Annotated in this window: 7 protein-coding genes and 1 tRNA gene (1 of these 8 only partly in view); 5 read left to right on the top strand and 3 right to left on the bottom strand. The window is 65.2% G+C overall.

Annotated elements, in window-relative coordinates:
- Nucleotides 1–14: 14 nt before the first annotated feature.
- A complete protein-coding gene (gene uvrY / locus BLP96_RS06855; RefSeq protein ID WP_089684443.1) occupies nucleotides 15–662 on the bottom strand; it encodes a UvrY/SirA/GacA family response regulator transcription factor in 648 nt (215 codons plus the stop codon).
- A 216-nt stretch (nucleotides 663–878) separates the two neighbouring features.
- On the opposite strand from uvrY, the gene BLP96_RS06850 reads away from it, so the two are divergent.
- Nucleotides 879–954 (top strand) — tRNA-Ala (locus BLP96_RS06850).
- A gap of 133 nt (nucleotides 955–1,087) precedes the next feature.
- Here BLP96_RS06850 and BLP96_RS06845 read toward each other — a convergent pair.
- Both BLP96_RS06845 and BLP96_RS06840 read right to left on the bottom strand, forming a co-directional pair.
- Nucleotides 1,088–1,909, bottom strand: a complete 822-nt coding sequence (locus BLP96_RS06845; RefSeq protein WP_176761477.1) for an AraC family transcriptional regulator — start codon at nucleotides 1,907–1,909, stop codon at nucleotides 1,088–1,090.
- A complete protein-coding gene (locus tag BLP96_RS06840; protein ID WP_089684439.1) occupies nucleotides 1,909–2,922 on the bottom strand; it encodes an AraC-like ligand-binding domain-containing protein in 1,014 nt (337 codons plus the stop codon). The genes BLP96_RS06845 and BLP96_RS06840 overlap by 1 nt, the downstream gene beginning before the upstream one ends.
- A gap of 303 nt (nucleotides 2,923–3,225) precedes the next feature.
- Here BLP96_RS06840 and BLP96_RS06835 point away from each other — a divergent pair, with 303 nt between their 5' ends.
- The 4 genes from BLP96_RS06835 to BLP96_RS06820 form a co-directional block, all read left to right on the top strand.
- Nucleotides 3,226–4,563 carry a TolC family outer membrane protein gene (locus BLP96_RS06835; protein ID WP_245682186.1) on the top strand — a complete coding sequence of 446 codons (1,338 nt, stop codon included), beginning with the start codon at nucleotides 3,226–3,228 and terminating at the stop codon, nucleotides 4,561–4,563.
- 67 nt (nucleotides 4,564–4,630) lie between these two features.
- Nucleotides 4,631–5,470 (top strand): hypothetical protein, encoded by an 840-nt coding sequence (locus tag BLP96_RS06830; RefSeq protein WP_143005081.1) that lies wholly within the window; start codon nucleotides 4,631–4,633, stop codon nucleotides 5,468–5,470.
- A gap of 19 nt (nucleotides 5,471–5,489) precedes the next feature.
- The gene (locus tag BLP96_RS06825; RefSeq protein WP_089684434.1) at nucleotides 5,490–6,305 is read left to right on the top strand and encodes a SapC family protein; all 816 of its coding nucleotides are present in this window, start codon (nucleotides 5,490–5,492) and stop codon (nucleotides 6,303–6,305) included.
- A gap of 99 nt (nucleotides 6,306–6,404) precedes the next feature.
- Nucleotides 6,405–14,888 carry the beginning of an LEPR-XLL domain-containing protein gene (locus tag BLP96_RS06820; protein ID WP_089684432.1) on the top strand. The gene runs 18,141 nt beyond the window's last position, so 8,484 of the gene's 26,625 nt are visible here — the first part of the coding sequence; its start codon is at nucleotides 6,405–6,407; its stop codon lies beyond the right edge, outside the window.

The raw sequence follows: 14,888 nt of genomic DNA, 5'->3' as shown, positions 1-14,888 counted from the left end.
ACAGATCGAGTGGCTCAATGGGTGGTGTCGAAGCCGGCCACCAGCCCATAGCGCAGCCCGAGGTGGGTCAGCTCCACGTCGGTTTCCACGCCAAGCTTCTCGAAGATTCGGTACCGGTAGGTATTGACCGTCTTGGGACTGAGAAACAGCCGATCGGAGATCTCGGCCACGCGCTGGCAATTGACGATCATCATCGCCACCTGAAGTTCGCGGTGGGAGAGCTGATCGAATGGGTTCTCGTCGGGGTCGAAGCGCGACAGGACCAGACGCTGGGCAATGTCCGCACTGATGTAGCGGCGTCCGGCGAAGACGCTGCGCACGGCATCGACCATGTCGGCAACCTGGGTTTCCTTGCTGATGAAGCCCCCCGCACCGGCCTCCAGGAGTCGCTGGGCGAAGCTGTCTTCCATGAAGCCGGTCAGAGCGAGGACGCGAATGTCGGGGTCGCTGCGCACGATCTTGCGAGTGGCCTCCAGGCCGCCGATTCCCGGCATGCGTAGGTCCATCAGCACGACGTCGGGCTTCAGGCTGCGGCTGAGGCTGATCGCTTCCTCGCCATTGGCGGCTTCGCCGATCACCTGCAGGCCGTCTTCGCCATCCAGCAGGCGGGCGAGGCTGGTGCGTACCAGGTGGTGGTCGTCGACGATAAGAACCTTGATCAATGCTGATGCTCCTCGGCGCGGCGGATGGACCCCGGAACCTGCCTGGCACGACACTCAAACCGAGATAAGCTTGCCACAGTCGGCGGCCCAGGAAAATTAGTCATCAACGATAACCCGGAGTGTCATCAAAAAAGAAGGATTCGCGTTGCATCGGGTGTTGACGGTCGCCATCGGGGTGGTATGATACGCCTCGTTCTCGCCGAGGCGAGACGAAGTGGGGCCTTAGCTCAGCTGGGAGAGCGCAACACTGGCAGTGTTGAGGTCAGCGGTTCGATCCCGCTAGGCTCCACCAACAAGTTTCATCGAATCAGCCGCTTAGCGCATCCCGCTAAGCGGCTTTTTCGTGTGCTCGTAAAACTCCCGGAAAACTCCAACCTGTTTCAGGGCCTTCGTCAGCCGGGCGGTGGGGACATCTGCACAAGCCATCAAAGGTGGACTGGGACGGGGGCGATGGTTGCGGGCAACGTGGGGAGCGGTGCGCTGCGCCACCGTCTGGCCGTTTCGGCGTAGCGCTGCTTGAACAGGCGGTGAAACTGGTCCGCTCGCGTGAAGGGCGTGTCGTGAAGGATTTCCTTGATCGAGTGATCGGCGTATTCCGGCATCAGCAGGCGGCGTGCCACGCGATCCAGGCGAGCGGCATTCAGCAGCGTGTGAAAGCCCCCATAGGGGCGTAGCGTTTCGTAGAGCCGGGAGCGCGACACGCCCAGCGCCTTGGCGCTGTCGGCGACATTGGCATCCGTCTCGCCTTCGGCACGCAGGATGACCGAGGTGATGTCCGCTGACTCCTCGGGCTCGTGGCCTTGCACCAGCGGCTGCAGCAGAGACTCGATGGCCAGAGCGGCGTGACGCTGGCCCACGGGCGGCAGGTGGGCCGCATCGGCGAGAATGGCGGGGATGCTGAAGAGCAGCACCTGCATCTCCTGAGCCATGGCTATCATGGGCAACGACAGAGGACAACCGCTCAGGCGGAAGGTCGGCAACCGTAACACCCAGGTTGGTTCACTGACGGTGATGCGTTGCGAAACGTGGTGGGTGAGCAGGCACGCCGTGCTGGCCGGCAACTGCCGTGGCACGGTGCCATCCTCGTCACTCAGTTGGCAGCCGGTCGACTCCGTTAGCAGTAGCGACGCATAGCGCAGGGTGCTGCGGTGTCCCTCGGGGGTGGCGAGGCAGTAGCTGCCCGCGTCCAGTCGGTAGAGGGCCAGGTCGGCGATGCGCAGGGCCTGGACAATGGTGTGCTCGGACATCATGTCGGCGTGTGGGGAAACTGACCAAGGCGAGAAAAGAGGCGGGTCAGCCCTTGTCGGCTCGTCGTTGGAAACGACGCGGTGTCGGCGTGCCAGGTATCCTCCATCGATACTGAAAAATAGCCCCGGTATGCTGTTTCCAAGGCCTTGCCACTGGCGAAGCCGCACATCAGCGCCAGGGTTTCCGTATCGGGTTTGGCCCCACCCTCGCCTCGACACAACTGGTCATGTACCCAGTCGAGACGTTTGCGCAGGATGACTTCCTTGATTCCTCCTTGCTGTCGAAACAGCCGGTAGAGCTGCGTGCGTGACAGTCGATAGTGCCGGCAGAGGCTGGCGTTACCCAGCCGGGTGTCGAACAGATGACGCTCGATGAAACGCTCGATGTCGTCTCGCAGGGTGCGTCGTATTTGACGTCGTGACTGGACGTCGCCATCACCGGCGCAGGCGGCGATCAGACGCTGAAGGGTTTTCAGGGTGTCGTCGCAGTGCCGTGCGTGCAGCGTCGGAAGGCTCTCCAACAGGGCGTGGACATGTCGGCTCAACAGCCTTGCCGGTGCACTGTGGCGCTCCAGGATGCTGCCATGCAGCCCCTCGTCGAGCCCCTCCCTGGGTACCATCAGGTTGATGGATCGGCTGTACGTAGGGGTGGTGATGGTGCGTTTTTCTGTCAGGTCTTCGATGAGCAGGTCGCCGGGTTGCAGGGTGCGATCGCGACGGCCGTCTTCGTAGCGCATCCGGCCCTCGAGGACGAAGAGCAGGTTGTAAGCGGGAAGCGGCCCGGCAGCCAACTGGCGTCGATTGCGGACGGTTCTCTGCGGCGAGGCTTGAGCTTCGCTGATCAGCATGTCGCCATACAGCCAAGCGTCGACGCGCCCCACGGTTGGTGTGCGATGCAGTCGTTGTGGGGTCGTGATGGGAGTCAGCAACTCATGCCACAGCGCCTCTCCATCGCAGGTCGGCAGATGGTCGGTGTACAGCGATTCTCGTATCGGTGTCTGGGTCGTGGTCATGATGATGCCATGGGGGACGACTGGGGGATGTCGAGGATCTGGACGGAATGGAGGTTTTTACGAAACGGCATGGGATGAAGATTAGGTTCCGACGAACTAGGTTGTTCATTACAAAGTGCTACGTTCGCGGTTGTCTCATCGCGCATTGTAACCTAACGTTACTGGCAATGGCGACGCTTGACCGCCGTCAACCGCCTACGCTAGCCCAAACCATCGACAAGGAACAGCATGACAGCCAACGTCCCCTGCCGACCCGATTCCGTTGCTCCACGCGTTTTTTCCCGCCTTCCGATGGCTGGCGCCGTGGCCGTATCGTTACTGGCCGTGAGTGGGTTCGCCTTGGCCGTGGGGCTCAGCGACTCCTTGGCGCTGGCCGAGCGCAACGACCCTGAATACCGGGAGGAGTTCTACGGCAGGCAGGCGGTCGACGAGCGCTACGTGCAGGCTCGAGCGGCACTATTGCCCCAGGTGACATTGACGGCCGAGCGCATCGAGCGCCAGCAGGACATCGTCAGTTCCGACAATGAGGAGTATGCCAGTGGCAGTACCTCATTCCCGACCACGACCTATGGCGCTTCCATCGAGCAGTCCATCTACGACTATTCCCGATGGGCCGAGCTCGACAAGGCCAAGCTGGAAATTCAGCAAGCCTCGGCCGAGCTGGAAGTGGCCCGTCAGGATCTGTTTCTGCGAGTCGCTCGCCGTTATTTCGATGCCCTGTCGCTGTACGAGACCCTCCACTTCGTGAGAGCGGAGAAGTCTTCCGTGGAGGCCAACTTCGAAATGGTAAAGACGCGACACGAAGACGGTCTGGCCAGGGAGGTCGATCTGCTCGATGCCGAAGCGCGTCTACAGCAGGTAGTGGCACGTGAGCTGGAAGTCGAGAACGAGCTTCGCGATGCTCTCGAGGGGTTGGCCGAAGTCACCGGCGAGCGGCCTTCTGCGCTGAGGCCGGTCAACGACTCTCTGGAACTCTCGCGACCCGATCCCGACTCCGTGGATGCCTGGCTGGAATTGGCCGTCGAACGCAGTCCCCGTCTCCAGGCGGCAAGGCTGGCCGGTGACGTGGCAAGCCAGGAGGTGAAGGTGCGTCGTGGTGGCCACTACCCCACCCTGGACCTGGTGGTCAGCTACGACTCGGAAGAGACTGAGGGATCGCTGTTCGGGGGTGGCAGTGAAGTCGAAACCCAGGACATCGCGGTTTCACTCAACGTGCCGATCTACCGGGGTGGAATGACCTCATCACGGGTTCGTGAAGGCGAGAGTCGCATCAGTGCCGCCCAGTCCCGCCTGGAAGGCGTGGTCCGCAATATCGACCGTCAGGTGCAAGGGGGGTATCAGGGCATCCTCACCGCCATGGCCCGGGAGCGCTCGCTGACCGAATCCCTCGAAGCCAGCGAACGCGTGGTCGAGTCGCGCGAGGTGGGGGTCGAGTCTGGCGTCATCCCGGTGCTCGACCTGCTCGATGCGGAGCGCGATCTCTTCTTTGCCCGCAGCGAGCTGGCGTCGGCGCGCTACGATTATCTACTCAGCGTTCTCGAGCTGAAACATGCAGCCGGTGTGCTGGCGCCGGAAGAGTTCGAACGCATCGATGCCCTGCTGGGAGACGAGGCCAATGTCCTTGCCATGGGCCAACGCTGATCCCGGCCGCTTCGATGCCGGAAACCGAGCCGCCGAAGTACTGCAAGCAATGCTCGGAAGCTTTGACGTGCCCTATTTGAGCGAGATGTCGGCTAAATGCCGGCCCGGGCAGTGGTCGACCCAGCGTTGCCTGTTCAGTCTGCCGGTATCTTCGATGGCGCCGCAACGGCTGGCATCCGTACTCGGAGACACTCTGGCGACGCTGGGCATGCTCGAGGCGGATCGAGAGGCGTTCCTGGCAGGCTTGGCCGATCCCGAGGCGCTGCCGCACTTTCTTCACCTCGGGGTCGAGGACGATCGCTGCAAGGTTTACTGGGAAACCGACTCACCCAGTGAGCCTCTGCCCGCTGCACGACGCCATGTCATGTATCGCGCCTGGAAATGGCGTGCCGATGAGTGTGCCGCCAGTTCGGATTACGTCTTGCTGCCTACCGCTCATGAGGCGCGTGAGGCCATCGAGGCCGAGCTGGAATGCCATCCGATGAGCCCGATGCACGATGTGATCGAGCAGTTGCAGATCAGCTTCGCCCTGGCTCAGGCGGCGTGGCCGCCGGTGACGGTGCGTATCGAGGAGATGCAGGCCGGCGAGCCGACCGGACGTGATTCTCTCAACCTGCACCTGCATCGTGCGGGGCTGCCGCTCGGCACCTTGGCGGGGCCGCTGTTCTCGCTGGCTCGCGAGTGGCAGACGACGAGCCGGCAGACCTTGATCGACTGGATGGCTCGCCATGGCAGCGAAACGCTGGGCAACCTTTCATTCGGCCGGGGGGCGGGTGAGGAGCCCTTCTTGACCTGCTACCACGGCACCAAACGCCACCGCAGCCATCAGGTCGAACCGCCACGGCGCAGCAACCGCATACCCGGCACCACTCCACAACGAAAACGACGACACAAGACGCAAGCCTGACCAACCACTGGAGAACACGATGGCGACACAGCTACTGATCTATCGCAACGTCCAGCCGATCACCCGCGACAAGCACGGCCCCTACTCGCTCAAGGTGGGCACCGACTTCGGCTTTGCCGCCACGGTCAACTCCGTGCCGCTGATGGCCGCCGAGTTTCCGGCCGCGGCCACCGACCTGCCCATCGTCTTCACCGAGGCCGAGGAAGGGGCCGTGGTACCGGTCGCGGTACTGGGGCTGACCCAGGACAGCAACCTCATGGTGGATGCCGAGGGCCAGTGGCGGGGCGAATACGTACCGGCCTTTCTGCGTCGCTACCCTTTCGTCTTCGCCTCGAGCGAGGGCGGCAAGACTTTCACCTTGTGCATCGACGAGGAGTACGAGGGCCTCAATCAGGATGGCAAGGGCGAGCGCTTCTTCGACAGCGACGGTGAGCGCACCCAGTATCTCGAGCGCGTGCTGACCTTTCTGCAGGACTACCAGGCGCACTTCCAGCGCACGCGGGCGTTCGGCAAGCGCTTGGTGGAGCTCGACCTGCTCGAGGACGTCCAGGCCCAGGTGCGCCAGGCCGAGGGCGGTGCGCGAACGCTGACCGGCTTCAAGGCGGTCAATCGCAACAAGCTCAAGGCCCTGGACGACGAGACGCTCAAGACCATGCTGGGCAATGACGAGCTCGAGTTGCTGTTCATTCATCTGCAGTCGATGCGCAACTTCAATCGGCTGAGTCGCCTGGCTCGTGGCGGTGCCCGCGTCGGTGCCCAGCGCAAGGGCGACCCCGCCGATGAAGGCATGCCCGCAGAAGCCGAAGAAGAGAACGCGGATCCATCCGTGCACTGAGCAGGACCGATTTCCCCATGACGCCGTGCCGTTCGCCAGAGCGGCCGCGAATAACGACAAAAGCCGCTGACGGCGCCTCGACAACGCAGGAGAACTGCCATGAAACGCCCCTTCCGTCCCCTCCGGAAGCCGCTTTCGCAATTCGTCTCGCGCCTGGCGCGCCGCACTCAACGAGCTCGGCGGGCCAGGGCCGAGCGTTCTGCCTTCGTGTTCGAAGGCCTGGAACCGCGCATGCTGCTCTCCGCCGACCCGCTGACCGCCAGCGTAGCGGGCGGTGGCGACTTCGCCCTGCGCATGGCCGAACAGGACGGCGAGCCGGCGCTGGAGCTGGTCGAGCGTACCGAAGATGGCTCCGAGCGGGTGGAAATCTTCGACCTCGACAAGGCAAAAGCGGATGGCATCGAGATCGAGGGCAGCGACAGTGACGATGCGTTGAGCTTCGACGGCCACTTCGACGATGTCGATGGGGTGACCTTGACCTTCCTGGGGGGGGAAGGCAACGACACTCTGGACGTGACCGGCGCCGACGGCTTCGAGCTGATTTTCACCGGTGGAGACGGCGACGATCGCGTCGTCGACAGCGGCAGCGACGATGCCACCTGGACCTTGGATGGCGACGAGGCGGGGGCCGGCTCGCGTGGCGATGCGCTGTCGTTCACCGGTGTGGCGGCAATCGCTCTGGACGACAGCAGCGGTGACCACACCGCCGAAGCCGAGGGCAGCGGTACGCGCTTCGGCGTGCTGGGTGAAAGCCGCGTGCTCATCGGACCGGCACCCGCCGACGGGGCACAGGCCGAGGGTGTGACCTTCTCCGCTCTGGAGGCGCTGCGCGGGCGTGCCGAGGATACCCTGAGCTACGCGGACTTCGAAGAGGGCGTGAGCGTCGACCTGGGCGACGGCACCGCCACTGCCATAGCCGGCGGCGTCTCCGGCTTCGGCACCGTGGAGGGCTCGGATGCCGACGACACCCTGGCGGGCGGCAGCGATGACGTCATTCTGCGCGGTCTGGCCGGCAGTGACATTCTGGAAGGCGGTAGCGGCAACGACACTCTGGAGGGCGGCAGCGGCGCCAACCTGCTGATCTCCACCGGCGGGCAGGACGAGTTCGTCAGCGCCGCGGAGGCCAGCGACAGCTACCTCGTCGAGCGCTCTAGTGGCACCATTACGCTGGCCGACGACGAGAACAACGGCGACGGCGTCGTCACGGTCGACGGTGACGAGGTGCTGCGCTTTGGCGAGCATCCCGAGGAGATCCTCCTCGGGGCAGCGGCCGGAAGTTCCGGGGTGACGCTCGATGCCAGCGGCTACACCCTGGGCGGCGTGACCTTCCAGGTCCAGGGCGAAAACGTCACCGCCACCGGCAGCGATCAGGACGACCTCTTCCTGCTCTCTGCCGACGGCAGCGGCGACATCAGCGGTGGTGGGCTCGACGACGAAGGCGACCTGATCCGCCTCGAGGCCGATGCTGACATGACGCTGACCGACTCGGCTCTATCGGTGAACGGCAACGATCTCTATGAACTGGACGGCATCGGCCTGGCCAACCTGATCGGTGGCGACAGCGCCAATACGCTGGATGCCGGCGCCTTCAGCGGTGACGTGCGTCTCGAGGGTCGTGGCGGTGACGACACTCTGATCGGCGGCAGCGGCGATGATCTGCTGGATGGCGGTGCCGGCAACGACGATCTCCAGGGCGGCGCCGGCGACGACGTGCTGCTCGGCAACGCCGGCGACAACATGCTCGACGGTGGCGAGGGCGACGACAGCGTATGGGGAGTCTCCGACAGCGCTCTGAGACTCGAGAACGACGAACTCGTCCACGGCGATGCCGTCGAGGAGCAGCGCCTCGTTTGGGACGGCGACAGCGGCGAAGCGATCCATTTCTTCTTCGATGATGACAGCAGTGAAGCCATCGCCGCCGATGCCGAGGCGCTGGAGATCCAGCGGGTGCTGGAACGTATGGACGGCATCGGTGCGGGCAATGTCCAGGTGGCCCGCGAACTCGATGCCGACGATGGAAGCGTGGCCTGGACGGTGCGCTTCGTCGGCGATTTCATGACTCAGGCCGAGCCGGGTGACGCTCAGCTTGCGCTGCTTGGTGTGGCCGCATCGGCTCAAGGCCCGGCGTCTCACACGGCAAGCCTCAGTCAGGAACGTCGGATCGGCAAGGATACCCTGTCCAATATCGAGGGCGGTTTGCTGCAGGCCATCGATGGTGGCAACACCCGACTGGATGCCAGTGCCTTCACCGGTGACGTGTATCTGCAGGGCGGCGGCGGCGACGACACCCTGATCGGTGGCCAGGGCGAGAGCGAGTTCGATGCCGTGGCCGGTGACAACCGCCTGGTGGCCGGAGCCGGAGCGAATACCGTCGTTGGCGGCACCGGGGAGGATCACCTGGAACTCGCCGTGGCGGATGCCATCGATGAGGTCATTCTGGATGGTGCGGGCTTCACTCTCGTCGATGACGGCACCGAGACCGAGTCGACGTACCAGAGCATCGAGAAGGTGAGCGTGACCCGCGCCGGGAGCGGCGGGGATCTCGAGGTCGATGCCAGCGGCTACCACGGTGTTTCAGTCGATACCGCACTGGTCGAGCTGATCGGCACCGACGACTACGCCAGCGTGCTCGAGGCGGAGGAGCGCGGCGGCGAGATCGACGACGAGAATGGCGATTTGCTCGATGCACTGCGGCTCGGTTTGAGCGTGGGCGCCGCCGAGCAGCAGGCTCTCGGTCTGGACAACGTGCGCACCCTGGGCGAGCTGGTCGAGGTGCTGGACGGCGCCGAAGGCGTTTCCGCCGAGTTCGACCTCGAGACAGGGCGCCTCGATGTCACCGCCGATGGCGATCTCGCCGTCGAGGGACTGGGTCCCGAAGCGGCCGCCGTGGCGACGCTCTTCGATGCGCTGGGCATGAGGCTGACCGATGTCTCGGGCACGACCTGGCAGAGCGATGCCCTGCAGGCCGGTGGCGTCAGCGTGGCGATGCTCGCCGATGCCAAGCTGACCGCCACCGGCAGCGCCGGCGACGACCGCTTCCAACTGACTGCCATGGCCGAGCACGACATCGATGGCGGCGGCGGCAGCGACACCTTGGTGGCCACCCATGCCGGCGACATGCAGCTCAGCGATAGCGAGCTGGTCTACGATTTCAACGAATCCGATGGTGGCGTCACGGCGTTGCTGGCGGGTGTCGAGTCTGCCGTCTTGATGGTCGATGACGGTGCCACCGCAGCCGATGTCGATGCCTCGGGGTTCGGCGGCGAGGCGCTGCGCCTTCAGACCCATGTGGTGGGCGAACTGGTCGGTTCGAGCAGCGTTGCCACCCGGTTCGATATCCGCATTCAGGATCTGGATGCCGCCAGCGACACCGTCGATGTGACCAGCCACCATGCGGGGGATCGCATTCAGGTCATGGCATCGGCGCAGACTCAGGGCGACTCGCTGGATGCGTTCGGTGCGGTGGACGTCAGCGGGGATGCGGATCTGACCTACGCCTGGGATGGCGACGTCACTCTGGATGACAGCGTCAACGATACCCAGATCGATCATGCGGTGACCCTGGCGGCTGACGGTACCTTGACCCTCGAAGGTGCCCGCATCGGTACCCAAGGACATGAACTCACGCTGGCCGCCAATGCCATCGAGGTACTGGGTACGTCGTCTTATACGTCGTCTTTGGTCACCAATGGCGGCGATCTGACTCTCGAGGCAGCGGCCATCGAGATCGACGACGGCGCCATCCTGAACGCGTTGGGCGACGATGATTCGACGGCCGGTGACGACGGTACCCTGGCCCTGCATGCCCAGCCGATGAGCTACTTCAACGGCGGGCCGGCCAACGGCTTCGTGGATGTGGGCCTGTTCGATCTCAGCGTCACGATCGGTGAGGCGACCCTCCAGGGGGGTGACATCGTCATCGATTCGCGCATCGTCGATCCCGACCGCTCGCTAATACAGGTGGAGAGCGGCAATGCCACTTTCGATGGTGCCGTCGACTCGACGCTGGGATTCCTGGAGGGGCTGTCGGTATTTGCCAGCATTTCCACGCTGATCGCCGATTCCTCCATCGAGATCGGCGAAGAGGCCAGCCTGACGGCGACCGGCGACATCGACATCGATAGCGAAATCGAGCTGGCGGCGTCGCTGAAACCCACGGAGGCATGGGGGCTAGGCGTTTCCGTCAGCGTGCTGACGGCGCGCAGCAACGTCCATGTGCATGGCGAACTGTCGGCTGCGGGCGACATCACCCTCAACAGTCGGGTCGATACCACTCAGAGCGTGACCGCCGCGCCGTCGGGGGTGGCCGGTGTGGCGGGCTCTGCGGTGGTGGCCGTGCTCGATACCGAGTCGCGCGTCATGGTCTGGGACGAGGCGACGCTCGATGCGGGTGGCGACATCGTGGTCGATGCCGCCACCGTGGACCGTAGTGCGCTCACCGCCATTTCCGGTGCCTCGAAGGGCAAGGTGGGAGTCGCCGTGGCCGTCGGGGTGGAAAACGGCCTCACCGAGGCCCAGTTGGCAGGAACCGCCACGGCCGGGGGCTCGATTACCGTGGAGGCCACTACCGAGCGCGAAGGCATTTCCGGCACTCAGTTCTTTGCCTTGCCGACGTCCGGCAATGGCGTGACCGCCTCGGCAGGGACGGCCGAGGTCCAGGGAAGCGGCTTGCTGGATGGTGCGGAGAAGACCGCCAAGAGTACCGGCAAGAGTACCGCGAAATCCCCACTGGTGGTGTTCGACCCGGTCAAGGATAAGTTGAAGAGCTGGGCCGGCAGCGTGGGCGACAAGCTCAAGGTTTCGTCGCTGAAGGACAAGCTTTCCGGGGGCGACGGCGAGTCGCTCGACCTGGCGGCGGCCGTGGCCGTGCTGGTCGACAGCAACGTGGCCGAGGCGCGTCTCGGTCTCGACGAGGACCGCAATCGTGATGGCGAGCTGGTCGCCACGCGTAGCGACATCGAGGCGGGCGGGAGCGTCGAGGTCACCGCCCTCAGCCAGCATCGACCCAGCGTGAGCGCCTCGGGTTCGGCGGCCAAGGATGGCGTGGCCGGCCCGGACAGCAAGAGCAATCCATTGTCCGATCGGGTCAAGAACAAGATCGCCAGCAAGACCGGCACCAGCGGCACCGCAGACGGCAGCGCCAAGGACAAGAAGCAGACGGAAAACGGCACGGAGAAAGAGGACCAGACCGCCAAGGTCGCCATTTCCGGTGCTGCCAGCGTGGGCATTCTCGACAACGGTGCCACGGCCACCATCGAAGGCAACGTCGACCTGGATGCCGGCGAGACGATCGACGTCGATGCCCAGAGCCTCAACGAGATCGATCCGGGCAGCCTATTCGGCGCCAATCTCGTCAGTCAGATCGAGGACATGGTCGACGGTGAGGCGAATGCCACCTACCAGAGTGATAACGGAGAGGTCACGCTCGACAAGGGCGAGTCCGTGCTGGTGGCCGACGACCACTCGGCCGGCGGCGATGCCGGCAACGTCTACGAGTTCACTGGCGATGACGATACCACCATCGATCTTTCCGCCGAGGATTTTGGCGATACGGATCGCTGGGAAAAACTGGGCACGCCGCTGGAGCAGCAGATCCCGGCTCTGATAGCCACGGTTGGCGGCTATCTCGGCTCCACCTTCGGGCTCAAGGGCAGTTTCGACAGCTGGACCCAGGCCACGGCCAATGGCGAGAAGCTGGCACTCGCTGCCGCGGCCAACGTCTTCGTGCTCGATCAGCATAGCGATGCGCGCATTCGAGACGGCGCGCGGCTCAACGTCGACGGCGCGGCGTCGATCGCCGATGGCCTGGATCCGCAAGACGGCCAAGCGGTGTCCGTTACCGCCGAGAGCGTCAACGACCTCTTCAACGCGGTGGGCAATCTCAACCTGCCGGGTCTGGGAGGGGGCAACGACCTCAACGCGCGCAAGTGGCAGAAATCGCTGGTCCAGAAGCCGTCGGTGGGCACCGAGTCCGACGGAGTGGCGATCGGCGCCGGGTTCACCGCCAACGTGCTTGGCAGCAAGGCCAACGCCGAGATCGAGTCCGGCGTGACGTTGCTCGCCGATAGCCTCGATGTCCGAGCCGACAATGGCGGTCTGGTGCTGGGCATCGGTGCGTCGGGCGGCAAGGCGCTGAAGGTCGCCTTCAACGCCTCGGCCATCGCCAACGTGGTGGACAACCAGACTCATGCCGGCATCGGCAACGACGGTGCCATCAAAGTGGGCAATGGTCACGTCGACTCCGATGACGCCGATAGCCCGGCGCTGCGGGTGAGCGCCAACGACGACAGCTACGTCATCAATCTCACCGGCAGCTTCTCGAGTTCCGGTCAGGCCGCCGTGGGGGCCTCGGCCGGCGTCAGCGTGGTCGAGCGCGATACCCGTGCCTGGATCGGCAGCGCCGACGAGAACGCATCGCCGCTGGGCAGCCTCGCGGTAGGCGGCAACGTCGAGGTGTCGGCCGACAACGGCGGTGTCATCGTCGATGTGGCCATTGCGGGTAGCGTGGCCGGCAGCAAGACCCAGGCGCCGCAGGATAGTGGTGGCAGTAGTGGCGGAAGTGGTTCCGGGGAAGACGATCCTGGCAAGTGGCCCAACAATCAGGCCAAGTACGACGACGTCATCGCCGAACTGCAGGGCAAGCTCGGCCAGGGCGGTGGCAGCGGTGGCAGTCAGCAGTCCAGCACGGGGGTGGGGCTGTCCGGCTCGGCACTGGTGCACGTCGGCAATGACGTGACGGTGGCAGCGATTCGCGGTCTGGAGGCCTTCGACGCCGAGGGCGATGTCAGCGTGGCGGCCAACGACAGCACCCACCTGGGGCTGCTTTCCGGCGGCGCTGCCGTTTCCAAGGGCTCCGGCAAGTCGGTGGCCGTGGCCGGCGCTGCTGCCATCGCCATTCAGGATGGCGAGACCCTGGCGGAAGTGGCCGACATCGATGACTGGACCAGCGGCGATCTGGCCATCAATGCCGTGCGCGATGGCTGGAGCGTGCTGGCTTCCGCCGCCGTGGCCGTGGCGACCGGCGCCAAGGGCGCGGGGGTGGCCGGTTCGGCGAGTGCCCTGGTGTCCCAGCGTACGGTGGATGCACGCCTGCTGCGCCTGGATGCCGGCGAGATGGGGGTGCTGGGCGTGAGCGCGCGCGATGCCGCCAACACGGTGCTGATCGCCGGTGGCGTGGCGGCTGGCGGCAATGCCGGGGTGGGCGGCTCCGCGGCAGTGAGCTACCTGTCCCATGAGGTCAACGCCGAGGTGAGCGAGATTGCCGCGGCCGCTAGTCGTCTCGCGGTCGAGAGTGTCGAGGTGCTGGCCGACAGCGATGCGCTGGTGGTTTCCCTGGCCGGCTCCGCTGGGGTGGCCACCGGTGGCAAGGGCTTCGGTCTGGCCGGTTCGGTGGGCGTCAACATCGTCGAGAATACGACCACGGCGCGCCTCGATCAGGCCCACTTCGACCTCTCTGACTCGTCGGCCAGTGAAGCCGACGTCAGTGTGATCGCCCGCGATCGGGCCAGTATCTGGAGTCTGGCCGGCGCCGTGGGAGTCGGCTCTAGCGCCGGCTTCGGGGCCGGCATCGGTGTCAACTCCGTGGCCAATGACACCACGGCAGCGGTCGAGGGTGGATCGCTGCGCGGCGCCGAGCAGGTCTCGGTGCTTGCCGAGGCGACCGGCCTGATCCGCAGCTTCGCGATCGGCGTGGGCGCCAGCAACAAGGTGGCCGGCTCCGGCAGCGTGGCGGCCAACCTGCTCGCCAACGGCCTGACCGCGCGGGTCGAGGATGCCGACGTCGAGGTCGTGGAGGACGCCGACCGCGACGACAGCGGCGGTCTGGCAGTGGCCGTCGACGATACGGCCCAGGTGATCTCAATCACCGGTGCGGCAGCCGGCGCCGGCAAGGCAGCGCTGGCCGGCAGCGTCAGCGTCAACGTGCTGGGCAACGATCGCGTGGCCGAAATCGAAGGTGGCACGATCGATGCCGCTGGCGACGTGCTGCTCGACGCCCGTGGCGACACCCTGGTAGTGGCCGTGGCGCTGGGCGGTGCCGGGGCCGGCAAGGTAGGACTGGCCGGGGCGGTGACCGTTGCCGTGGTGAGCGGCGAGACCCGAGCCCAGGTGTTCGGCGGCGCCGATATCACGGCTGGTGGCGGCATCACCGTGCAGGCGGTGGATGCCTCGCGCCTGGTGGTGGTGTCGTTGGGGGCCGCTGGGGCCGGCAAGGTGGCTGGCGGGCTCTCTTCCAGCACGACCCAGCTCGACAACGCCATCCTGGCCAGCGTGGCCGACAGCGATCTGACGGCGGGAGAAGACGTCAGAGTATTCGCCGGCCTGGCCGACGACCAGGCCTTCGACGAGTTCGACTTCGCTGCGGTGGGACTCGACGTCGACCTGGCTTCCTACGGTACCGAACCTGCCGACGGCGAGGACGATTCCGACATCGCCGAGCGCGATACCGGCAAGCTCGACATGAGTGCCGGCATCATCAACGTCAGCATCGCCGGGGCCGGCGGCGGTTCGGCGGCCGGGGCCGGCGCGGTGGGTCTCAACTGGCTGCGCACCTCGGTGCGTGCCGAGATCGAGGGCAGCGACAGC

The organism is Billgrantia gudaonensis (assembly GCF_900100195.1).
GTDB classification, from domain to species: domain Bacteria; phylum Pseudomonadota; class Gammaproteobacteria; order Pseudomonadales; family Halomonadaceae; genus Halomonas; species Halomonas gudaonensis.
The sequence above is the reverse complement of the archived record's forward strand: the minus strand, read 5'-3'. Positions and strand labels throughout refer to the sequence as shown.

What these genes read in the sequence shown, in the direction of transcription:
- BLP96_RS06845 (WP_176761477.1), bottom strand. Translation starts at nt 1,909, where the DNA reads ATGTCCGAGCACACCATTGTCCAGGCCCTGCGCATCGCCGACCTGGCC.
- BLP96_RS06840 (WP_089684439.1), bottom strand. Translation starts at nt 2,922, where the DNA reads ATGACCACGACCCAGACACCGATACGAGAATCGCTGTACACCGACCAT.
- BLP96_RS06825 (WP_089684434.1), top strand. Translation starts at nt 5,490, where the DNA reads ATGGCGACACAGCTACTGATCTATCGCAACGTCCAGCCGATCACCCGC.